Annotated in this window: 21 protein-coding genes and 1 tRNA gene; 7 read left to right on the forward strand and 15 right to left on the reverse strand. The window is 50.4% G+C overall.

All coding sequences use genetic code 11. From position 1 onward, the window contains the following. Positions 1-108: 108 nt before the first annotated feature. Positions 109-1,668 carry an ABC transporter substrate-binding protein gene (locus CRN96_RS09740; protein ID WP_097041636.1) on the reverse strand — a complete coding sequence of 520 codons (1,560 nt, stop codon included), beginning with the start codon at positions 1,666-1,668 and terminating at the stop codon, positions 109-111. A gap of 190 nt (positions 1,669-1,858) precedes the next feature. On the opposite strand from CRN96_RS09740, the gene CRN96_RS09745 reads away from it, so the two are divergent. Further along, positions 1,859-2,452, forward strand: coding sequence for a pyridoxamine 5'-phosphate oxidase family protein (locus CRN96_RS09745; RefSeq protein ID WP_097041638.1), 594 nt, complete (start codon positions 1,859-1,861; stop codon positions 2,450-2,452). Between the two features lie 47 nt (positions 2,453-2,499). Here CRN96_RS09745 and CRN96_RS09750 read toward each other — a convergent pair whose 3' ends face one another. From CRN96_RS09750 to CRN96_RS09760, 3 genes are read right to left on the reverse strand one after another with little or no spacing between them, the layout of a single operon-like run. After that, the gene (locus CRN96_RS09750; RefSeq protein WP_281254130.1) at positions 2,500-3,756 is read right to left on the reverse strand and encodes a M20 family metallo-hydrolase; all 1,257 of its coding nucleotides are present in this window, start codon (positions 3,754-3,756) and stop codon (positions 2,500-2,502) included. 31 nt (positions 3,757-3,787) lie between these two features. Next, entirely contained in the window at positions 3,788-4,522 is a 735-nt protein-coding gene (locus CRN96_RS09755) for a small-conductance mechanosensitive channel (RefSeq protein WP_097041642.1), read from the reverse strand. 42 nt (positions 4,523-4,564) lie between these two features. After that, a complete protein-coding gene (locus CRN96_RS09760; RefSeq protein ID WP_245844627.1) occupies positions 4,565-5,278 on the reverse strand; it encodes a DUF5058 family protein in 714 nt (237 codons plus the stop codon). Between the two features lie 303 nt (positions 5,279-5,581). Here CRN96_RS09760 and CRN96_RS09765 point away from each other — a divergent pair, with 303 nt between their 5' ends. Beyond that, positions 5,582-7,201 (forward strand): PucR family transcriptional regulator, encoded by a 1,620-nt coding sequence (locus CRN96_RS09765; RefSeq protein WP_097041644.1) that lies wholly within the window; start codon positions 5,582-5,584, stop codon positions 7,199-7,201. Positions 7,202-7,261: 60 nt separating this feature from the next. Here the strand turns inward: CRN96_RS09765 and CRN96_RS09770 are convergent, their stop codons facing one another. Further along, positions 7,262-8,035 (reverse strand): formate/nitrite transporter family protein, encoded by a 774-nt coding sequence (locus CRN96_RS09770; protein ID WP_097041646.1) that lies wholly within the window; start codon positions 8,033-8,035, stop codon positions 7,262-7,264. A 161-nt stretch (positions 8,036-8,196) separates the two neighbouring features. On the opposite strand from CRN96_RS09770, the gene CRN96_RS09775 reads away from it, so the two are divergent. Both CRN96_RS09775 and CRN96_RS09780 read left to right on the forward strand, forming a co-directional pair. After that, positions 8,197-9,480: an MFS transporter gene (locus tag CRN96_RS09775; protein ID WP_097041648.1), complete on the forward strand. Its 1,284-nt coding sequence runs from the start codon at positions 8,197-8,199 to the stop codon at positions 9,478-9,480. A gap of 45 nt (positions 9,481-9,525) precedes the next feature. Next, positions 9,526-9,598 (forward strand) — tRNA-Ala (locus CRN96_RS09780). Positions 9,599-9,677: 79 nt separating this feature from the next. On the opposite strand, the gene CRN96_RS09785 is transcribed toward CRN96_RS09780, so the two are convergent. The 5 genes from CRN96_RS09785 to CRN96_RS09805 all read right to left on the reverse strand — a co-directional run bounded on the left by CRN96_RS09785 (position 9,678) and on the right by CRN96_RS09805 (position 13,386). Continuing rightward, positions 9,678-10,361, reverse strand: a complete 684-nt coding sequence (locus CRN96_RS09785) for a phosphoribosylaminoimidazolesuccinocarboxamide synthase (RefSeq protein WP_097041650.1) — start codon at positions 10,359-10,361, stop codon at positions 9,678-9,680. Between the two features lie 87 nt (positions 10,362-10,448). Next, positions 10,449-11,216 carry an ABC transporter permease gene (locus tag CRN96_RS09790; protein ID WP_097041652.1) on the reverse strand — a complete coding sequence of 256 codons (768 nt, stop codon included), beginning with the start codon at positions 11,214-11,216 and terminating at the stop codon, positions 10,449-10,451. Then, complete coding sequence (locus tag CRN96_RS09795) at positions 11,213-12,091, reverse strand: ABC transporter ATP-binding protein (protein ID WP_097041654.1); 879 nt, start codon at positions 12,089-12,091, stop codon at positions 11,213-11,215. Before CRN96_RS09795 ends, CRN96_RS09790 begins: the two co-directional genes overlap by 4 nt. A 1-nt stretch (position 12,092) precedes the next feature. Beyond that, on the reverse strand, positions 12,093-12,290 hold the full coding sequence (locus CRN96_RS09800; RefSeq protein ID WP_097041655.1) for a PLDc N-terminal domain-containing protein: 198 nt from the start codon (positions 12,288-12,290) through the stop codon (positions 12,093-12,095). Next, a complete protein-coding gene (locus CRN96_RS09805; RefSeq protein WP_097041658.1) occupies positions 12,283-13,386 on the reverse strand; it encodes a helix-turn-helix domain-containing protein in 1,104 nt (367 codons plus the stop codon). The genes CRN96_RS09800 and CRN96_RS09805 overlap by 8 nt, the downstream gene beginning before the upstream one ends. A 272-nt stretch (positions 13,387-13,658) precedes the next feature. Here CRN96_RS09805 and CRN96_RS09810 point away from each other — a divergent pair, with 272 nt between their 5' ends. Next, positions 13,659-14,138 carry a DUF1189 family protein gene (locus CRN96_RS09810; RefSeq protein WP_097041660.1) on the forward strand — a complete coding sequence of 160 codons (480 nt, stop codon included), beginning with the start codon at positions 13,659-13,661 and terminating at the stop codon, positions 14,136-14,138. A 66-nt stretch (positions 14,139-14,204) separates the two neighbouring features. Here the strand turns inward: CRN96_RS09810 and CRN96_RS09815 are convergent, their stop codons facing one another. After that, positions 14,205-15,710, reverse strand: a complete 1,506-nt coding sequence (locus CRN96_RS09815) for an FAD-dependent monooxygenase (protein WP_097041662.1) — start codon at positions 15,708-15,710, stop codon at positions 14,205-14,207. A 203-nt stretch (positions 15,711-15,913) separates the two neighbouring features. Between CRN96_RS09815 and CRN96_RS09820 the strand changes: the two genes are divergently transcribed. Further along, a complete protein-coding gene (locus CRN96_RS09820; protein WP_097041664.1) occupies positions 15,914-16,696 on the forward strand; it encodes a gluconate 2-dehydrogenase subunit 3 family protein in 783 nt (260 codons plus the stop codon). Continuing rightward, a complete protein-coding gene (locus CRN96_RS09825) occupies positions 16,697-18,454 on the forward strand; it encodes a GMC family oxidoreductase (protein WP_097041666.1) in 1,758 nt (585 codons plus the stop codon). 27 nt (positions 18,455-18,481) lie between these two features. On the opposite strand, the gene CRN96_RS09830 is transcribed toward CRN96_RS09825, so the two are convergent. From CRN96_RS09830 to CRN96_RS09845, 4 genes are all read right to left on the reverse strand, one after another. Continuing rightward, positions 18,482-18,967 (reverse strand): peptide-methionine (S)-S-oxide reductase, encoded by a 486-nt coding sequence (locus tag CRN96_RS09830; RefSeq protein WP_097041668.1) that lies wholly within the window; start codon positions 18,965-18,967, stop codon positions 18,482-18,484. Between the two features lie 19 nt (positions 18,968-18,986). Further along, positions 18,987-19,652: a YoaK family protein gene (locus tag CRN96_RS09835; RefSeq protein ID WP_179647171.1), complete on the reverse strand. Its 666-nt coding sequence runs from the start codon at positions 19,650-19,652 to the stop codon at positions 18,987-18,989. Between the two features lie 133 nt (positions 19,653-19,785). After that, positions 19,786-21,471, reverse strand: a complete 1,686-nt coding sequence (gene acsA / locus CRN96_RS09840; protein WP_097041671.1) for an acetate--CoA ligase — start codon at positions 21,469-21,471, stop codon at positions 19,786-19,788. 34 nt (positions 21,472-21,505) lie between these two features. After that, positions 21,506-23,302 (reverse strand): PLP-dependent aspartate aminotransferase family protein, encoded by a 1,797-nt coding sequence (locus CRN96_RS09845; RefSeq protein WP_097041672.1) that lies wholly within the window; start codon positions 23,300-23,302, stop codon positions 21,506-21,508. Positions 23,303-23,344: the final 42 nt, after the last annotated feature.

A 23,344-nucleotide genomic window follows, 5' to 3' on the forward strand; every position in this document is an offset into this window, starting at 1 on the left:
ATTTGATATATTTAACACTATTATAATTTACTGATATAAACACTCAAAATGAGCTGAAAATTAAGACGCTTCCATTCTTTGATGATTGGAAGCGCCTTTTATAAAATATCACTCCTCAATGCTCACTTCGTATAAGAAAAAGCTTGTGTTTGGGGAGATGATCAGATCATTCACCGATTCGTGGTATGCAACACTCACATTTGCGTGATGCATCGGAATCCAGACTGCATCATTCGTTGCATATTCATTTGTCTCGTGAAGCAGCTCCAGACGCTCTTCCTGATCAATGGTTGTGCGTGACTGTTCCACAAGTGCATCAAATTCCTCATTATTGTATCTTGCACGGTTGGTGGAACCTATATTGTCAGAGTGCAGGTTCGGATAGAATAATTCACTGCCGTCAGCAGTGCTGTTCGCCCAGCTGACAAAGGCCATTTCAAAGTTTCCGTTGGCCGCCTGCTCCAGGAAAGCGCCCCATTCCATCATTTCGATGCTGACATCGAATCCCGCTTCCATCAACTGTGCCTGGACGATTTCACTCATGAGAACGAAATGACCTTCGTTTGCCACAAGCAGAGTGATCGGTGTCTCGTCAAAATTATTTTCTTCTATGATCCTGTGGGACTCTTCCAGATCATAATCGTATCCGAAATCCTGCGCCGCTTCATCATAGCCGAACACTTCCGGGCCAATGATGCTGTTGTTCTGAATGCCGGCCCCGTTCAGCTGATCCACATATTCATCGCGGTCGATTGCATGGGAAACCGCCTTCCTGAATTCAGGGTCATTGAAAGGTTCCTTCTCCATGTTGAAGGTTAAGTAGTTTATGCCCGTGCCGGACGTCAAGTCCAGTTCAACCCCATCCATCTCTTCTATCCTCGGGATATGCTCTGAAGGAATATTCGGAAGGAAATCCACCTGTCCGGTTTCCAGCATTCCTACAGCAGAAGCGTACTCAGGAATGACGTGCATAGTGACTGTATCCAACGCAGGTGCGCCTTTGAAGTAATTTTCGTTCTTTGTGAGGACGATATTATCCCCGCTCGCCCACGATTCAAATTTGAAAGGGCCGGAACCGACAGGTTCAGTCATGATATCACCGGCTTCATCGGCTTCAGGCGATACGATTGATGCATTGACATGGGAAAGTGCGGCAAGCAATGGACCATACGGCTCTTCCGTATTGATCACGACGGTATATTCATCCGCCGCTTCAATGGATTCCACAGGCTCGAGCAGTGACGCCCGTGGTGCGGCTCTCTCTTCATCCAGCAGCTGTTCGAATGTATACTTTACAGCTTCCGCATTCAAAGGTGTCCCATCATGGAACTCCACACCTTCCAGCAGTTTAAATTCCCATGTGGTATCATCCACAGCTTCATAGGACTCCACCAGATGCGGCTCGATTTCCATCGTTTCAGGATTATGTATAAACAGCGTATCATACAGTTGTTCAAGCATATAGGCAGACACGGAATCATTAGTGTCTATCGGAGACAGACCCACTGCATCCGATGAGGTGGCAAATGAGATTTCCTGCGCTGATTCTCCTTCAGTGCCTGTCTCACCCGACGTCTGCTCCTCTACGTCCGAATCGTCGCTGCATGCTGCCAGAAACACAGAAATGATGGTGACCAGAAAAATATTCTTCAAAAATTTGTTTTTCATAAAATCTCCCCTTTGTAGCAATAAGTTTTAGAATATTTATAATTATAATTTATATTTAATATTCATACAACGTTTATTTTAGTCATGAGCAATATTCAATTATCGTTTGTCATAAAATATCTGTTTTTCAACAGTAATTTTATACTGTTCCAATGATAGAATGGACGGTATGTAAACAGGGAGTGATTATATGTCACAAGGAGAACGCATCCTACAGGAACGTTTCAATACAACCAAACGTGCGAACGCATTTTATAATAATCAGATGATCGACTTTCTGAATGAAGATATGCAGGATTTCATCAAGCAGCAGTCTTTCATATTCATGTCGACAAGTGACGCTGCCGGCAACTGCGATTCCACCTTCAAAGCCGGTGAGCCGGGGTTCGTCCATATCATTGATGAGAAGTGCCTCATGTATCCGGAGTACCGTGGAAACGGCGTGATGGCTTCCCTCGGCAACATCACTGAGAACCCGCATATCGGTCTGCTGTTCATGGACTTCACGGAACATCATATCGGCCTTCACGTGAACGGCGGCGCTGAGATCATAGAGAATGATGCGTTGCACACCGTCGTTGATGAAGATACTGTTGAAGCATTGACGCTGCAGCATGCCGGCCGTGCGGAACGCTGGGTGCTGATTTCGGTTCATGAAGCCTACATCCACTGTTCAAAACATATCCCGCATTTTGTGGATAAGAACGCCTCGAATGACTGGGGCACGGATGATGTGAAGAAAAAAGGCGGGGATTTCTTCAACGTCAAGAAAGATAAAAAATGATGGAAGGTGCCATTCTTTTAAGAAGAATGGCACCTTTTACGGTCGAATCAGTATTTTTTAATCATACTCAAAGTCGTTTTATACAACAGTTCGGTCCCTACAGCGATGTCGTCATAAGTTGAGAACTCCCGCGGATCATGACTGATGCCGTCTTTCGAACGGACGAACAGCATTGCAATCTCAGATGACTTCGCCATAGGCAATGCATCATGGAACGCCCCGCTGGTCAGTTCCGGGATTTGGTATATCCCCATAGTTTTGCTTTCTTCCCTCATGATATCCAGTATATTCTCACTGCATGCCTCCGGACTAATGTTGGAATCTTCTTTAATGTCGACTTCCAGCCGGTTTTCTTCTGCCACCGATTTTATATAGTACCTCAATTGCTTTTCATAGCGGTTTCTTCTTTCCAGGTTGATGTCCCTCAAATCTACGGTGAATGTCACCTTTTCAGGCACCACCGCCCGGGCATTCGGTTCGACGGTGAGATTACCGACCGTCCCGACCGTCGGTGCATCCGGGTCCTGTTTTACAATTTCATTCAGGCCGGCAATCACTTTGGAAGCGCCGACCAGTGCATCCTTCCTTAATGCCATGGGTACGGTGCCTGCATGGCCGCCCTGGCCCGTCAGTTCCACCGTCAGCCATAAGGGTCCGGAAATGCCGGTGACAATGCCGATCGGTTCTTCTTCCGTTTCCAGCACCGGCCCCTGTTCAATGTGCATTTCTATATAGGCTGCAATGGATCCTTCCGGATATTCGGATGATTGAAGGGCGTCCGGATCGGCGCCGAATGCATCCAATGCGTCCCTTCTTGTCACACCGTCCGCGTCGGCACGATTCAGCTCGTCTTCCTGCAGTTGCCCGCTGATCCCCCTCGAGCCGAATAAACCGATGCCGAATCTGTAACCTTCCTCATCGCAGAATGCCATCACTTCAATCGGCTGTTCCGGCTGGATGCTGTTTTCCTGCAAAGTTTCCACCACTTCCAGACCGCCGAGCACTCCGATAGGACCGTCAAATCTTCCACCGGTCGGCTGGGAATCAAGATGGGAACCGAGCATCAGTATTGGCGCTTCCGGATTTTTACCTTCCAGGCGGCCAATCAGATTCCCAAAGTTATCCGTACGGGTTTTCAGGCCAGCTTCGTCCATCCATTCCCTGACCAGTTCTATGCCTTCTTTATATTCTTCGGATAATGCGAGTCTGCAGACGCCCGTCTCCCCAAATTTTCCGATTAAAGAAAGTGATTCCATCCGCTCTTCAAGTCTTTCCTGGTTTATCGTCAATTTAGTTTTAATCACAGTATTCCCCCGCTTATTTTTAGATTGAGATTTATTGTTCATTGACCCTCTGCCTGTCATCTTTCCTCTTTTCGAAATAATAGATCAGCCCGATGGTGAGTATCACCGTCGTCAGTATCTTCAATAAAGACGGCACCGGCGAAAAGAAGACAAGCAAGCCGATAACAAGGGCCATACCGCCGTACGTCGGCGTCTTGAATGCAAATTGACCGAGCACCGCCCCGAAAATCGCGGGCAGGACAAAATCGAATGAAGACTGGATGGAGGCCGGTATCAATGTAATGACGTAAGCTCCTCCGATTACGGTTGCCAGTATAACCACTGTATTTGTGAGTGAAGCGATTGAGATCCCCAAAACCCCGGAAATTTCAGCCTTTTCAGACCCCGGCTCGGCACCGACTGCTTTCTGGGCTGCAGATGATGACGGCAGGCACAGATTCGCGATGTTACCCGATAAGAATGCAATATAAGTACCTGCCACACCGAGCACTGGAAAGTAGGTGATCGGCTCTATGAACCACAGGACACCGATGAAAGCGGCGTAGCCCACAAGACCCCCGAGTATCGGACCCCAGCCCGGATGTGCCCCGACGACAAACGATAAATACATCGGCAGTGATATTGAAGCGATGATGACCAGCAGCAGTGTGAGCCTGCCCCAAAAGTGCGATTTACTGTGGAATGCTTCCATGCCGGTCAATGCATTGACTCTCGATTTCACGCTTAATTTTCCCGTTGCCACATTATTAACATTTTCCAAAGCCATATTGATATTCCCCCTTGTTAGTAAGTAGTTCATTTAAATCGTCTACATCAAAGCTGTAAGCAGAGATCCACCGACCATCCCGCATACCATGGAGATACCGAGTGACCATTCCCGGAGCCAGCTGATATCCTTCTTGTCGGCAAGCTTCATGATGAGAACCATGATCACGAGCGATATGACGGCCGCCCCTGAATATGTGAGTCCCTTGACCATCTGTTCAGTCAGCAGATAGCCGAATGCACCCAGCATGGCGGCCAGAGAAACGACTGCCATCACTTTCGGATTCTTCTTGCGAACTTTACTTTCCGTCTTACCCAATGATTTTGTAAAGAATAAAGTGAACAGCAGCCACCCCATGCCGCCGAGACACATTGTCCATACCATTGTGGTGAAAGCCTGCATATTGAAGCCGTCTCCACCGAGTTCCACCCCAAATGCGTTGGCTCCAATCTGAGCTGCTGCAGTTTCCGTTGCTGCCGAGCCGACAATACCGATTCTCATTAACGTGATTGGTGAACCCAGAAGGGCAAGCAACGATATGATGACGATTGCGATACCGAAAGATGGCCCGATCGAGCTGATGAAACCCGTCCTTGCCGCCCTTTTCACTTCCTGTTCGTTCAACCCCGCCGCAGGTGCCGCTTCTTTGGCGATTTTATAGAACATGATTGCTTGAAAGATGACCATCCCGATTATGAATAACGCGATAATCCATAGTACGGGACTGTTTGCCAAACTCATTACTTCTTCTGTCATGATTGTTCCCCCTTGATTTTAACCTCTTTGTGAATACGCTTACAAGCTTCAGTAAAAAATTCAGTTCCCCTTGCTTGAATGAAGGTGCTTGTAGTTAAATTTCAGTATCTTTTAATAAATCCACCTTATCTTAAACTGGATATTTGGATGTTCATACAATAAACCCATCGAAAATATGCCTTAACTTATCTTTTTTAAAGTATAATATGAAATTCATTGTACAAGTGTACAAAAATCAGATAGTATTTTGTATATTCTTATAAATCAAATTTCTTTTGAAAGAATTTATGGAAGGTGATCCCAATGGACGTCAATCAATTAAGGGAGATAGAAGTTTATAAAAAAACGAAGGTTCTTGCAGGGGAAAGCGGCTTGACCAACGAAGTGAGGAATGTGACGATCACCGATGCACCCGATGCCTTCCCCTGGTACAGGAAAGGTGATTTCATAGTCACGACAGGCTATCCTTTTACAAGCAATAAGGATTGGCAGGAGGGATTATGGGACTTCCTCCATGAACTGGTGAAGCGGGACAGCGCCGGGATCGGTATCAAGATGGGGAGGTATATCCCCTACCTCCCGGATTATGTCATAGAGTTTGCGGATGAAAATCGTTTCCCGATTCTTGAGCTGCCGAGTGAACCTTCCTGGACGGATATCATAGTACCCGCCATAACGGAGATCAACAAGCAGCAGAAATATGAACTGGAGATGACACATAAAGTGTATAAGAGGTTCCAGGCTCACTTGAAGGACGGCGGCACCCTCGAGTCTCTCGCCGGATTTTTGGAAAATTTCATGACGTGGCCCGTCACGATTTACATCAGGGAATTCAACCTTCTCGTCAGTACTTCCGGCAATGATATTTCACAGGAAAAAATCGAATCCATCATTTCTGATATTCATTCCTCTCCGGAGCATACCGCCGAAACGATATATACTCGTAAAGATGATTTCACCGTCCGGTGGAATTACGATGATCAGCGCTTGATCAGCGCTGTCTTCGTCTGGGGCCTCAACACCCCGCTCAGTGCATGGAAAAAAGCTGCTTTGGAACAGACCGCCATCATCACTTCTGTGGAAACGGAACGACTGCGGACGATTGCAAACACATATCAGCATTTCCGCAACGATTTCCTTGAAAATCTGCTCAGTAATCACAATTTAAAACCCGAAGTGATTTCAAGGCGCGCGAAAGAAGTGAACTGGGAAGTGGAGGACTGTTATAAAGTTGTCATTTTGGACACTCCTGATGAAATTTCGACTGATGAAGGTGTACCCGAATCCCAACAGAAACTGAACATGCTGAATGATTTCAGCAATGAACTGCGTTGGCTGCTGCCAAAAGCATTGGCAGGACTTGACTCAGAGAACCGTCTCATCCTGCTCGTTTCTGAAGATGTGGGTGAACGGAGTCTGGTCCATAACCTGGAAATTATCGCGGAACGGCTAAAAATCAAAATCATCGTTGGGGGGATGGGCAGGACATCATCCATTGAATCTTTGAATGATAGCTACAAGGAAGCTGACCTGGCATTGAAAGTGGCTTATACAGATGAAAACAAGCATTCAGAAGGAGCCATCCAATTATCCTTGTGCAATTTCGCACGTCTGGATGTAGAAAGAATCCTTTTTTCAGAGAACCCGAGGTTCGAATCAGAGAAACTTGTAAAAGAATATCTTCAGAAAATCATTGAATATGATGAAAAGAATAATGGGGAAATTCTTTCGACCTTAAAGATATTCATCAATAATAATGCAAATTATGATGCGACAGCCAAGGCAATGTTCGTCCATAAAAACACCGTCAGATACAGGATTAATAAAGTCAAAGCTATGACAACACTCGATCCGGACAAGATGAAAGACCTGCTGTTACTCCAACTCGCCGTAACAGCACATGATCTCGGAAAAACCGGATGAGTGTCCCCATACAAAAAAAGCCAGTTCAAGGGAACTGGCTTTTTAATATGCAGGGCTTGATCAATGCTTCGCCTTGCTCAAATAATAGTATACAACAGCAACGAACAGTCCGCCGCCGATGATGTTGCCGATCGTCACGGGGATCAGGTTGTAGATGAACCCGCCGATGGTCACACTTTCCACACTGCTGTGCAGGAGTGCAATGCCGAGTATCGACATGTTCGCAATGCTGTGTTCGAATCCGGCTGCGACGAATGCGAAAATCAACACGAACACCAGTGCAAGCTTCGCCGCATCGCCTTTTGCACGTGTCGATGTCCAGATCGCAAGGCAGACGAGCCAGTTGCACAGGATTCCCTGGAACAACAGATTCATAAATCCATCATTCATCTTATCCGCTGCGGTCGCAACTGTGAATCCATCCATCTCTATCTCCGCGAGTATGCCGCTGAAGTAGATCAGGTAGGAAAATATGATCGCACCGATCAAGTTACCGACGTAACACCAGAACCAGATGACAAATGTATCTTTCCATGATGTGACTTTCGACAGGGCGCTGAAGGTCAGCGTCATCACATTACTCGTGAACAGTTCCGAGCCGCCCCATATCACGATCGCCAGCGCGACCCCGAATGTGATTCCGGTGATCAAGTTCAAATATGGTGAATCGGCAGCGTACAGCGGACCGCCCATGAAGAAAAGCACTATGACGCCGACACCGATATAGGCGCCGGCCAATATGGAAGCCATCAGATATCTCATCCGATCGTTCTTGTATATGTTCACTTTACTCATCGCCTGGTTATTCAGCGAATCAATCGTATCTCTATACATGTCAGGACCTCCCGGTTCTTATATATGCGACAGTCATTTATTCATCAAGCATTGTAACATAACCTGCCTTTCCACCGCCAAACATTGATAGCCAAAAACTTCTCGCGTATAGTAAGGTTGTAAGAAGTTACAAAATACATAAGAAAACCGGGGGTGCAACCATGAAATCATCAGATGATTCAATACAAAGCTATTTGGATTCCCCTGAAAAACAGGGGAAGTTGTACAAACGCACACTGATCATCATCGTCATTACACAAATCTTCGGCGGGGCCGGCCTTGCTGCGGGGATCACCGTCGGTGCGCTGCTGGCTGAAGATATGCTCGGTACGAATGCACTCGCCGGACTTCCTGCCGCACTCTTCACACTCGGTTCGGCCGGTGCCGCCTTCATCGTCGGCAGGCTCTCCAACCGCTTCGGCAGAAGGCTCGGCCTTTCTTCAGGTTTCATCGCCGGGGGACTCGGCTCTGCCGGTGTCGTCGTGGCCGCGGTAACAGGCAGCGTTTTCCTGCTGTTCCTGTCCCTCTTCATCTACGGTGCAGGGACTGCAACCAATCTGCAGGCGCGGTATGCAGGAACCGACCTCGCCACTAAAGAACAGCGGGGCACGGCGGTCAGCATCGCCCTGTTCTCCACCACATTCGGTGCCGTCGCCGGCCCGAACCTGGTCGATGTCATGGGCAGTTTCGCGCTGTCGGTCGGGGTGCCTGCACTTGCCGGCCCGTTCATATTGGCGGCTGCCGCCTATCTGCTTGCCGGACTGTTTTTATTCGCCTTCCTGCGTCCGGATCCTTTCATCATAGCCCGCAAGATTTCGGAGCTTAGGCAGGCATCACAGACTGGACCGGCTCCAGAGCCTTTCCAGTCAAATAAACGCCTGATCATAACCGGCGCATTCATCATGATCATGACGCAGATCGTCATGGTCGCCGTCATGACGATGACGCCCGTTCATATGGGGGATTACGGCCATACGCTCGGTGCAATCGGGTTTGTCATCGGGCTGCATATCGCAGCGATGTACCTGCCTTCACCCCTCACCGGTATCCTGGTTGATAAAGTCGGCCGTTATGCGATGGCCGTTGCTGCCGGAGTGACACTGCTCGCTGCCGGCGTGGTTGCGGCAACCGCTTCCGGGGAATCGTTCCTCATGATGAACGTGGCACTGATCCTGCTCGGCCTCGGCTGGAACTTCGGTTTGATCAGCGGCACGGCTCTGATCGTCGATTCTACCAATCCGGTCACCCGTCCGAAAACTCAAGGGACGGTCGATGTCTTCATCGCACTCGGCGGTGCCGGGGGCGGCGCCATGTCCGGAATGATTGTGGCCGGGTTCAGCTTTGAAGTGCTCTCGCTCGCAGGAGGACTGTTATCGCTCCTCGTCATACCGATGGTCATCTGGGCCATTCAGGACAATAAGGGAAAAGTTGAAAAACACACTTGAGTTAAGTGCCGATATGTCATATAATATTATTCATGTACAGATTGAGGGGCCATAGCTCAGCTGGGAGAGCGTTGCGCTGGCAGTGCAAAGGTCAGGGGTTCGAGCCCCCTTGGCTCCATTACATGAATGATTCGTTCCACCCTTTTCATTTCCAAAATGAAAAAAGGGTGGATTTTTTTATCCACCCGGAATTGCCATTAATTCAACAGATATTCACCGATCTCAAGGGGGCCTACGGCTTCCTTGTCTTTGAAGACACGCATATTGCCGCCTGAAAGTTCATCAATCAGGAGTATTTCACCGGTTTCGGCGTCACGGCCGAATTCCAGCTTGATGTCGTAAAGCTCGAGGCCTTTTCTGCTGAGTTCATCCTTGACCAGCTCACTGATCTTCACCGTCATGTCGACGATTTTTCCGTATTCGCCAGGCTCGAGTATTCCGAGCGCTTCAAGTGCCGCTTCGTTGATCAGCGGATCCTGGCGTGCATCGTCCTTCAATGTCGTTTCCACATAAGCCGGCAGCGCCGCACCCTCTTCGACATAGTTCCCGTAGCGGCGGATGAAGCTGCCCACTGCACGGTACCGGCAGATCACTTCCAGCCCTTCGCCGAACACCGTTATTTTTTTGACACGCATCTCACGTGCTTCGATATCGGCACTCACGTAATGGGTCGGGATGCCTGCTGCGTTGATTTTCTCGAAGAAGAAGCTCGTCATTTCAAGGCCCGCCCTGCCGGAACCTTCCACCGTGAGCCCCACCTGGTTTTCACCGGGATCGAACACCCCGTCCTTACCGGTCATGTCGTCTTTGAAGTAGAGGACGATCTCACCTGATTGATCCTGATACACATCTTTCGTCTTGCCCTTATAAAGCAATTCCATAAATGCCACCTCGTCTGATAAGTTATCTCCTATTATAATCATTTTCATGAAAAATGGGAAAATAATTATGCGCCCGTCCACGCATTTTTACATCTCGGTCTTATTGAAGATGAGTATGGACAGAACGATCATTAAAATGGATGAGATGACCGTCGCGATGATGGACGGCATCATGTCACCGATTTCGAGCTCCCCGTGCAGCAGTGCCATATTGCTGCCGATCAGATACTGCGGCAGGAATTCCGCAATATCCGGGTGGATGCCCGCAATCATCATGATGATCACTACGGCAAGCACCGTGATGAGCACGCCCGGGAAGCTCGATTTGAACACTGCAGAAGCCGCCATGATCAATGTGATGAGGAACACCCCGAACAGCCAGGTCAAACCGAAGGCGGCAAAGAGATTGTGGACCGCGTCACCCCAGTAGTAGATCGTGTACAAGTACGTGATCAAGGCACTGATCACAAACGCCAAAGTCCATGCCAATGCAGCAAACACGGTCTTTACGAGTATGATGTTATATTTCTTGAGTCCCTTGGTGATGAGGTTGACCAGCGTGTTCCTGCTGAATTCATGGGTCAGGATGCTGCCGAAGATGATGACGAGCACAACGAGGCCCATCTGGTTGGCATTGCTGAAAAACTGGCTGTAGGAATCGAAGGCGGATACCGGCGGCAGTTCAAATGCGATGCCGGAATCCTCCATGACGGCTTCCAGTATATCCGGCATGAGCAGCGCCGTCAGCGGGCTCACGACCCCGATGATCATGAAGACGATGATGAGGGCGAACAGCTTGAAACTCCTCACGGACTCGACGGCCTCTTTTTTGAATAAAGCCCTCACCTGACTCATGACGTCACCTCCAGATATACATCCTCAAGTGTCTTCCTCTCCCTGACGAGGTGATCCGGGTAGACATGATGATTGTTGAGCAGCCGGTAGACTTCTTCAAGCGTGCGGCCGGTGATTCGGTACATGTTGTCCCCCAGCCGCTCCAGGGCGAGGTCACCGGCGAGCCTGGCATGTTCTTCCGGATCGAGTTTCACCATGATGCCCTTGTCGCCGAATCCCTCATCCTTCAAATCGACCTCCCGCACAAGTTTCCCTTCATATAGAATACCGGCCTTATCGCAGATGCGCTCGACATCGGATAATATATGCGTTGAAAAGACGACCGTCGTTTCGCCTTTGATCTGCTGCAGTATATTCAGTATTTCTTTCCTGCCTTTCGGATCGAGCGCACTCGTCGGCTCGTCACAGATCAGGAGCTTCGGCCGGTTGATCAGCGCCTGGGCGATCCCAAGCCGCTGCTTCATGCCGCGTGAATAGGCCTTGATCCTTTTTTCCACACCCTGCAGACCGACGAGTTCAAGCAGGTGGTCGATACGCACCTTCCTATCGGCCTTTTTAATATCCGTGATTTCAGCACACAGTTTCAAGTATTCTTCTGCATTCATATAAGCATAGAACTCGGGCACATCCGGCAGAAAGCCGATATGCCTGTTCGTCGCCGTATTCCCGAAGGCCACCTTTTCACCGTTGACATAAATTTCCCCCGCATCCTGCTTCAGCAGGCCCAGCACCATCTTCATCGTCGTCGTTTTCCCGGAACCGTTGTTGCCGATGAAGCCGTAGATCGTATTCTCCTCGACCACGAGATCCAGGCCGCCGATCACTTTATTGTCCCTGAAGGATTTGTGCAGATCATCAATTTTCAGGATGCTCATATCAACGGCGCTCCAGAACGAAGTAGAGTATCGGGCCGATCAGATTGAACAGGATGATGATGAGCACCCAGACCGGTTTGTTGAGGTATTTGAACGTCTCCTGCCTCGCGGCCATCACAAGTGCTGTGATCATGAGGATCAGCTGGAGTGCTGCAAGCGGGATGAGGAATGGCAGAAGCTCATTGATTTCATTATTCATTTTTTTCGCCTCCGATATATTTTTTAAGGTTATGGACGATGTTTTTAAAGCTGATGTCGTCTTTGTATGCTGAAAAGACTGCGCTGTTTTCGACGACATCGATCAGCTGCTCTTTGGCCAGACCGATCTTGACCGGAGCATCCCTGCCCGTGTCGATGTCTGCAATCCACTCATCCACCTCGGAGAAAAATTCATCCCCGTGGATATAGTATTCCTTGAACAGATTCTTCACACATTCCTGGAATTCCCTCAAATAAAATAAGCATTTCTCTTTATCATGGTCGTGCTTCATCGCAGCAGCCAGATAGAAGTTCAAAGTGGAGTTCGGATGCAGGGACTTCATATTGAAAGTCCGGTCGAGTCCCGAGCCCCTCTCAATCACTCCGTCCAGATCATCATAGAGGCCGGAGTGCAGGAGCATAGTCAAATCAATCATCATATATATGACCCCTTCATATATTTGGATCTGCAGCGTCGATTTCGCTTTTTCAGGTTCATCCATCAAAAGATAAGACTGTGCCAGCACCGAACTGACCGGCAGCTTTGGAAGATTGAAGTCCTTCAGCAGTTCGCTTGCCTCCCCGGGCTGCTCTTTCATGATCAGGATCACGGCCTGGTAAAAGACCATCTCCTCCTTCAAGTGGAGTGACTCTGAAAACTCAAGCACCCTTCCGATGTAAGTTTCGGCAAGTTCGAGGACCGGATCTTTATTTTCAGTAAAATTGACATGGTTGATCAGCAGTTTGATCATTGCGGAGAGGAATGGATAACAGTTATAATACCTTTTTGAATAGCTCCGCACCCTGCCCAGCACAACATCGAAATCTTCACTGCTGAAAGCCTCCGCCAGTTCATTGTAGATCTGCCTGATCTGCGATTTGTTGAGGTCCGGGGAGAAACCGACCAGTTCATCGAGCGAGATATCGAACAGCACCGAGAGTTCGCCGAGGTAGCCGATGTCCGGGATCGAGTGCCCCTTCTCCCATTTCGATACCGCCGCCTTGCTGATGCTCAGGAAGTCGGCAAGTTCATTTTGAGTGAAACCGATCCTTTTTCTGTGCGACAGGATATTTTGACTGATGTTCATCTCTGACATACCGCATCCCCTTTGAGTCCATTTTATATCGGATGCCTTTGATTATATATTACTTCTTTAGTTACTTTTATGCACAAAAGTCAACTGATGGTTGATTTATTCCATGAATGATTTGAGGACAATAATACAATTGTCCTGCCTGTAATAATCTATCGGTTGGAATAAAATATCCCGGAGATGTTATAATCAAAAAGCTTACACCCCGGAAGGTAATTTTTAACTGATTCCACTGATACTGATTTCATTATTTACGATAACGGAGGATCGAACACATGGGCATTCTGCATGTACTGAAGCTGAGCCTCGCGGCACCGTCCCGGCGGGCCGTTTTCCAATTGAACCGTGTGAAGACAAAACATTTTTTCGGATACATACTTTTCCTGCTTCTGCTGATATTCCTGCCCAACGGCATCCAGCTGATCGCCGATTCCGTCAGCCGTGGAAGATTCGCACAGGAATATCTGATCATCCTGATACTGTACCCGTCTCTCGTCATCCTTTTCGGGATTCTTGCGATATCATTCCTGGCATCGCTCGGCCTGCTGTTCAGATGGCTGACCGGCAGGAAACTGGTCTACCCCCTGCTCTGGAGGATGACGGTCTATGCCCTGACGTATCCGGTCATCATATTCACGATACTGGAGTTGTTTGATATCACATTCCCCTACATGGGTCTTCTGCTGCTGATATTATTCATCGTCATCTATTTCGGGATGATCCTTGCCTATCCCAAAGCCAGGAAAAAATCTTGAACATTTGAATGCGCCTGCCCCGGCTATCCGGGACAGGCGCATTTTTTACAATTGGGAATTCAAGGATCAATGCAGGCGCTGGATACTGTATTTTTCGACCATGGCGCGTATATCTTCAACATTTTCAGGTTTTACGGCGACTGAAATGTGGCCGTCCGGACGAATCAGATATACCGAATCCTCCTCCATCCCCGTGTCTTCGAAAGATTCCTCCCAGGACATATGAAAGAATTCAAAGCCCATCTCCTCCGCAAAGGATGCCACTTCATCACCCGCCTCCCCGTATGCATGAATCTGCCAGTCAAGGGACCTTAAGGGACGGAAGTTGTTCGCTTCACCGCGGCCGGTCCACGGCAGGCGGTCGCCGCCTTTCACTTTACCGGTTGCGCCTCCACTGAGGTCACTTTCCCGGTAGTCGACATGTATTTGTGAAATCGTCCGGAACAACCGGTCCTTCATATTGCTGAAACGGAGGATCCGCGGGATGAACACGGGGATGATGAAATTCCTCAGACGCTGCTTGTTCACCATGAAGTTGAACATCCGGTCGGTCGTCTGCAGAAGTGTATGTGCGAATTTGATGCGCTCTTTTTCATACGTATGAAGTATGTCTTCTGCAGCCCGCCCTTTCAGGACCGCGCTCAACTTCCATGATAAATTCACCGCGTCCCCGATTCCGGTGTTCATCCCCTGCCCGCCGACGGGGCTGTGTATATGGCCGGCATCCCCGACGAGAAAGACCCGCCCCTTCCTGAAGGACTCCGCCACGCGGTGGTGCGAGCGGTAGGAAGAATACCAGTTGACCTGTTCGACTTTGACCGGGAGGATGCTCTCTGCATGAGCTGCCAACCCTGAAAAACCTTCAGGTGCCTCGCCGTCTTCCATATATTCATCGGGGATCAGGCCGATCAGCCTGACCTGATCCATCGTCCTGATCGGGAAACCGAGGCAGAAGTCTTCTTCATGGAAACCGACTGCCGGATTCTCTAGAAATGTCCCATTTTCCACATCCGCCACAAAGAACACAGGATCGTACGTCCCGCCGGTGAAGTCGATGTCCAGCGCTTTCCTTACAGTACTGGATGCACCGTCACAGCCGCACAGGTAGGCAAAGTTTTCGGTCACTGTACCTTCCGGTGTCTCCATTTCAACCTCAACCGTCTCCCCGTCATCTTTGAAGTTTTTCAATTCATGCTGCCATTTCACCTCATGTCCCGCCTCATTCAGTGCATCCACAAGAATCTCCTCATGGACATCCTGCGGCAGTATCAGGATGTACGGAAATTCACTGAGGTCCTGCCCGATCATCCCGAGCGGGATATCAGCCAGATGGTTTTTATTCCTGAAAAAATTGATCTTGTTGACGATCATGCCGTTGATGACGATCTTGTTGGCGATCCCCAGCTGTTCATAGAACTCGAGCGTCCTGGCATGGACGGCCATCGCGCGCGAAGTCGTTCCGGGACCATCATCCTTGTCTATGATGGTGAACGGGATGCCCTGCCTGCTCAAAGCCAGTGCGAGTACAAGCCCGCTCGGTCCGGCCCCGGATATTAAAACTTTTTCCTCCATATTAATACCTCCCTGTATCGCTCAATCATTCTTTCTCTCTGATTTCTTACTACACCCATACCCCTCATATGAAAAGTTAACAGTAATGAATTTCCAGGCAGCTGCAATTGGTGAAACATTTTGACAATTATATGTAACAACTATACAATTCAAGTATACTAAGTTTTTTATTTTCACTATATAAGCATGAAGGAGGAATTCCAATGGCTGATCAGGAAAAAAAGTTTTCAAGACGTGATTTCCTTAAGACTTCCGGTGTTGCGGCAGGCGGTATCGTCGGCGGCGCGATGTTCGGAGGTGTGGTCGGCAGCCTGTACAGCTCCCAGGAGGACACCCAGACGGCTGAACCCGGCACAGAGACTGAAAGCGAAAGTGCATCGTCCGACGGCGAACCCCTGGATGACGCACGGACTTACTTCAGCAGACGTGAAGATTTTGAAACTCTTGCAGCTGCGACGGAGAGGATATATCCGGAAGATGACAACGGCCCCGGCGCCATTGAGCTCGGTGCGCCTTATTTCATCGACAGGCAATGTAATGAATTTTGGGGCAGGAATGCCCGGGAATATATGATGGGGCCTTTCGATTACACGGCTTCGGCGACGCACGGCTATCAGGCGAAGATCACAAGGGCCGAAATGCTGCTCAACGGTGTGCGCCGCATGCGCGAGCTCAGCCTGGAAGACCATGATGATGAATTTTACAACCTCGATGAAGATACACAAATCGGCATCCTGGAGGATTTCGAATCCGGTGATGTGGATGTGCCGGGTGCTGCTCCTGGGGATTTCTTCAATCTCCTCCGCAGCATGACGATACAGGGCGTCTACGCAGATCCTGTCTACGGCGGCAACCGGGATTACGGCGGATGGCGCATGATACAGTTCCCGGGGCCCCGGATGGGCTGGACGAATGAAATCGAATCGGAAGAATTTCAGGAGATAGAACCCGAAGGTCTCCGCACTTATCAAGGAGGAGGAATGTAGATGGCTGAAGAACTGGATAAAGTCGACGTTGTCGTCGTCGGTACCGGATGGGCCGGCGGCGTGGTCAGTGCAGAACTCGCGAAGGCAGGAAAAAATGTCGTCGCCCTCGAAAAAGGCGAGGAGAAAGTCCGCAGTGACTATATCGGTGTGAAAGATGAACTGAGGTTCGACAACCGTTATGATATCATGCAGAACCTGAAAGGCGACACGGTCACTTCAAGGAATGAGATCGATGAAACCGCACTCCCGATCCGCTCACCGCAGACGATGCAGATCGGCATCGACACAGGTGGTGCAAGCGTGCACTGGGCAGGTGCGACATACCGCTACTGGCCGTATGAATTTGAAATGCGCAGCCAGACCATCGAACGTTACGGAGAGGATAAGATTCCTGAAGATATGAACCTGCAGGACTGGGGCATTACATACGAAGAGATGGAGCCCTATTATGAGCAGTGGGAATATATGGCAGGCATCGGCGGTGAGCAGGATCCACTCGCACCCGAGCGTAACCGCCCGTGGCCGAACCCGCCGATGAAGGAAACACCGTCACTCAGGCTGTTCAAGGACGCAGCGACCAACCTCGGCCTGCACCCTTACCAGCTGGCATCCGGGAACATGACGGAGAACTACGAGAACCCGGACGGTGAACAGCTCAATGCCTGCATGTACTGCTCCTACTGCACAAGGCACGGCTGTGACTTCGATGCGAAGTCGGACCCGATCGCGACCGTCATCAAAACGGCCAACCGTCAGGACAACTTTGAACTGAGGCACAAGGCGAACGTGAGACGTGTGCTGTATGACGAAGATGAAAATATGGCAACAGGCGTCCTTTACGTGGATGAAAACACAGGTCTTGAATATGAGCAGCCTGCGGATGTGGTCGTGCTTGCAGCGTTCGCATTCGCAAACAACCGCCTTCTGATGCTCTCAGGCATCGGGGAACAGTATGACCCTGAGACAAGGGAAGGTACGCTCGGACGGAACTTCAACGGGCAGTACAATCATGCGTTCCATGGCGCGACCGGCTATTTCGATAACGAAAAATTCAACCTGTACATGGGTGCAGGTGCACTCGGTGCGACATTGAGCGATTATGCCGCGGACAACTTCGACCACACGGACCTCGATTTCCTCGGCGGCGGTGCAATTGAGCTCAGGCAGTATGGCTACGCCGCCATCACCAGCAGCGGCAACGTGCCTGAAGGCACGCCGAGCTGGGGCAGGGAGTATAAGGATACATCTCTGAAGTACGCATACAGCACCCTGACCATCTGGTACACGGCCAATGCCATGTCCTACTGGCACAACTATGTCGACCTCGATCCGACCTATACCGACGAATACGGCGATCCACTGCTCCGTGTCACATACAAATTCGGCGACAACGAGCGGAACATCGGTGAATTCGGCATCGAAAGATGCACCGAGATCATGGAAGAGATGGGGGCGGACATCGTTGAGCCCGGAACTATGCCGGATGAATTCAACCACGTCTATACCGGCGGACATTACACCGGCGGTGTGGTGATGGGCGACGACCCTGAAACTTCGGTCGTCAACAGCTACCTTCAGATGTGGGATGTTGACAACCTGTTCGTCGTGGGCGGATCAGCATTCCCGCAGCATGGCGGACACCATCCGACGCCGACGATCGGTGCGCTTGCCTACCGCGCCGCTGAAGGCATATTGATGTATATGGATGAAGAGGAAGGCCAGCTGGTTCAGGCGAACAGAAAAAGTAACCTGATATGATAAAATGAGAAAATCCTTTGACTTGAGTCAAAGGATTTTTTCATTTCTATATTTATTTAAAAGCCCCGCAGGTATATGGCAGTAATCATCAGGGTGCTTATCGAGCCTGTCCTGATGCTCCTCTGCACTTCTCACATAATTTTTGAGCGGCAGGACCTCCACCGCAATCCGTTCATGGTCCTCACGCATCCTGATGAAAAATTCGGCCCGCTTCAAGTGTTCCGGATCTTCACTGTAGAGCCCCGTCCTGTACTTCTCACCGATATCCTCACCCTGCCGGTTCACGCTGTAGGGATCGATGACTTCGAACAGATGATTCATGAGTTCCTCGATTGAGATGCGCGACGGATCAAACACTGTTTTCACGCATTCCGCGTAACCGTCATATTCACCCTCAAGTGAGCTTGTACTGCCGTTTGCCCTGCCGGCTTCCGTCGACACGACTCCGGGCAGTGTCTTCACGAAAGCCTGGACGCCCCAAAGGCATCCGCCGGCGAGATATACTGTCTCCATATGTTCCACCCCTTTAATATTAATCTTTTTTGATCAGCAGCCATATATAAAAAATCAAATTGAGTAAAAATGCCGCCCAGAGATTCCAATGCTCACCGAACAACAGGATGAAGGCGCCCGCCCCGGCACCGAGCATGAATACAAGGAGCCCCGCAAGCAGTGTCACAAAGGTGGACAGGGCCGCCCTATCATTATGGAATATGGCGAGATAGAGGTTATTCATCATATTTTTCGCATTGCCTGTCATGATGCCGTTATTGATGCTCGTCGTCTGGATTTTACGGAAGACGGTCAGCTCATATCCCGCAAGCAGCCCGAGCAGAAAGCCCAGCGCGTAGGCGCCGATGACTTCCTGGAAGAGTGCGACAAACATCAGGAAAATCACCTGGAGGAAGAGGTAAGTGCGGTACTTCCGCCATCCGTGATCCTTAAAGCGCATGACGATGCCCTGAGCGAGGAATGCACCGACGGCAAACCCGACGAAAGACGCCACATGGACGACCGCTTCAAGAAAATCCCCTGAAAACAACCTTGCAGACATGACCACGATATTGCCCGTCTGGGCACTGGCGAACAGACCGTCCTGGGTGATGAAGGTGAAGGCATCAATGAACCCCATCAGAAAAATGGAAAAGACGGTGAGAACCGTCAATGTCTTATCATATTCGGTCCTTTCCTGCTTCATGATCATCCTCCTGACTGGAAAAATGAGTGGGATTATACAATCAGTATACTTCGCCATCCGAAGCTGTACAACTTCATACCTTCCTTTTTCCGTGAAAAATAAAACACCCCTCCTTCAAGGAGAGGTGCTTCATTTATGCATTCTGGTCCACGGCGGATTTTTCGATTTCCATCCGCTTCAGTTCCCGCCTTAAGATCTTCCCGCTGATGGTCGTCTTCGGAAGTTCGTCCATCACTTCAATCTCTTTCGGCGCAAGGTGTGCAGCAAGGTTGTTCCTGACGAATACACGGATCTCTTCCAGCAGTTCAGGAGATGCCGCGTATCCTTCCCGGAGGACGATGAATGCCTTCACGATCTCCCCGCGGACTTCATGCGGCTTCCCGATGACACCCGCTTCCTGGATTGCCGGGTGTTCGATGAGCTTGCTTTCCACCTCGAACGGTCCGATCCGCTCTCCCGAGGAATTGATCATATCATCATCACGGCTCTGGAAGAACACGTAGTCCTCCTCATCCTGATAAGCAAGGTCGCCGGACACGTACCATCCTTCATACTTGAAGTAGGAGTCGAATTTATCCTTGTTCCCCCATATCTCCTTCATGAGCCCCGGCCACGGTGTCTTCACGGCAAGCTGTCCGACCGTGCCGCGCGGCACGACCGCGCCGGCCTCATCCAGTATGCCGACTTCGACTCCCGGGAACGGCCGCCCCATCGAACCGGGCTTGATCTTCTCGCCCGGCAGGTTGACGACGAGATGCGCGCCCGTCTCGGTCATCCACCATGTATCATGGATCCTCACGCCGAGCTCGTCCCATGCCCAGTAGATGACTTCCGGGTTGAGCGGTTCGCCGACGCTGAGTATGTGCCGCAGGGAGGACAGGTCATAATCCTTCAGTACATCCCCCTGGGATAAAAGCATTCTGAAGGCGGTCGGTGCACTGTACCAGATGGTGACGCCGAGTTCTGCGATCAGTTTATACCAGTGCTCCGCTTTGAAGCGTCCGCCCTGGATCACGACCGTTGCACGGTTCAGCCACGGTGCGAACAATCCGTAGACGCTGCCCGTCACCCATCCCGGGTGCGAGGTGCACCAGTAGACGTCGTCGTCCTTGATGTCGAGCACCCATTTTCCGGACTCGTACTGATGTGTTACGACACGGTGCGCATGCAGCACGCCTTTCGGCTTGCCCGTCGACCCGCTCGTATAGTGGATCAGCATGCCGTCTTCGTCATCCATCCACTCCGTATAAGCCTTCCCGTCATCGATGAATGGCTCCGCTTCGATATCTTCTGCGAAAAGGACCGTCTCAAGAGTCGGAATGTCCGCCTCCGGCACCCGCTTCACCATTTCCTTATCCGTGATGAGGAGTTTTGCCCCGCAGTCGTTCATCCTGTCACGTACGGCATCTTCCATGAACGCTTCGAATAAAGGTCCCGCAATCGCACCGATTTTGATGGCAGAAAGGATCGCTATGTAGCACTCCGGCGTCTTCGGCAGGAAGATGAACACCCTGTCACCTTTTTCTATGCCGTTCTCCTTCAAAATACGTGCATAGTGATCGGTCTTCTCCTTCACCTCTTTGAAGGTGTAACTGATCCTTTCATCCCCGTTCACGTAATGGAGCGCCGTCTTTTGACCGTATCCGTCCTCCACATGCCTGTCGATCGCCTCATGGGCCATGTTCAACAGACCGGTTTCTTTAAAGCTCAGACCTTCGCCGGCATCCTCCCATTTAAAATTTTTACGCACTTCCGAATAATCCGGGAGGTTGTAATCCCCGGCCACCGGTTCAATGATTTTCAGCTGATTCAAAGTCACATTAAAAACTCCTTCCAGGGATTTTATTCCTTAATTAGATTTCACATGCATATGTCGATATCGTGCCGCGGAGGCGCTGGGCTTCCTTGTATGTGCAGCGGTTGTGGACGACCTGAAGGCCACCGTCTCTTGCGATATCCGCCGCTTCAGGCGAGATTACGCCCTCCTGCAGCCAGAACACTTCAGGCTTCACTTCGACCGCTTCTTTTGCGATGCCCACCGCCGCTTCAGGGCTTCTGAACACCTGGACTACATCGATATGTTCAGGCACGCTCTTCAGATCCGGATATGCCTTCTCTCCGAGTATTTCACTCTCCCTCGGGTTGACCGGGATGATCTTATAGCCGAGCCTCTGCATCTTCCGGGCGAGCCTGTAGCTTGGACGTGATTCTTTGCCGCTCAGGCCGACGACCGCCAGTGTCTTCTGGCGGGTCTTCTCCTCACCGTTTTCCGTCACTCTCTCAGTCGCTGCATTCAATATCCTCTTGATCACGCCTTCATCGTTGATGACGATCTCTTCCGCTTCGCCCGTATCAATTCCTGTCGCCTTCGACAGCGCCTGGCTCAGGTCATTCTGGATATCCCTCACGGATTCGATGCCGACCGACAGCCGGACGAGTTCCTCGTATACGCCCGTTTCATCGAGCTGTTCTTTCGTCATCTGCTGGTGCGTCGTCGAAGCCGGATGGATGATGAGTGATTTCGCATCACCGACGTTTGCCACATGCGACCACAGTGCCACATTGTCGATCAGCTTCTTGCCGGCCGCTTTGCCGCCTTTGATGCCGAATGTGATGATGGAGCCGTAGCCATTTTTGAAGTTCTTCTTCGCAAGGTCGTGGGAAGGATGGGTTTCAAGGCCCGGGTAGTTCACCCATTCCACCGCCGGATGTTCCGTCAGGAACTTCGCCAGCTTTTCGGCGTTTTCATTATGGCGTTCCACACGGACGTGCAGTGTTTCAAGCCCCTGGATCAAATTGAATGCATTCTGCGGGCTGAGTGTCGCACCGAAGTCACGGAGCAGCTGCACACGGATCTTTGTGCTGAAGGCAAGCGTCCCGAAGTCCACCGCGTAACGTATACCGTTGTAGCTTGCGTCCGGCTCCGTGAATTCCGGGAATTTCTCCGTGTTCCAATTGAAGCGTCCGCCGTCTACGACGACACCGCCGATTGAGGTGCCGTGCCCGCCGATCCACTTCGTTGCGGAATGGACGACGATGTCTGCACCGAGCGTGATCGGTTTGCATGTATGCGGTGTTGCGAATGTGTTGTCGATGATGAACGGCACACCCGCTTCATGTGCGATATCCGCCACAGCCTCTATATCGAGCACCTGCAGCCCCGGGTTGCCGATCGTTTCACCGAAGACGGCCTTCGTCTTGTCCGTGATCGCTGCTTTGAAATTCTCAGGATCCGTCGGATCGACGAATTTCACATTGATGCCGTAGCGCGGCAGCGTCACTGCGAACAGATTGTATGTACCGCCGTAAAGGTTCGCACCGGCGACGATTTCATCGCCTGCACTTGCCAGATTGAGGATGGACAGTGTGATGGCCGCCATTCCCGAAGATGTCGCGACTGCCGCCACCCCTTCCTCAAGGAGCGCCATGCGTTTTTCGAACACCTCGACCGTCGGGTTCCCGATGCGGGAGTAGATGTTGCCCGGCTCATCCAGCGAAAACAGGCTCTCTGCATGATCCGTATCCTGGAATACGTAGGAAGTCGTCTGGTAGATCGGCACCGCCCGTGACCCCGTCGTCGGATCCGGTGCCTGGCCTCCGTGCAGTGATAAGGTTTCTAAATCATATGTAGAATTATGTGAATTTGACATGTCCATTCCTCCAAATGTTTTATGTAATGAAAAAGCTCTCTT

Origin of the sequence: Salinicoccus kekensis (assembly GCF_900220995.1) — a bacterium.
GTDB classification, from domain to species: domain Bacteria; phylum Bacillota; class Bacilli; order Staphylococcales; family Salinicoccaceae; genus Lacicoccus; species Lacicoccus kekensis.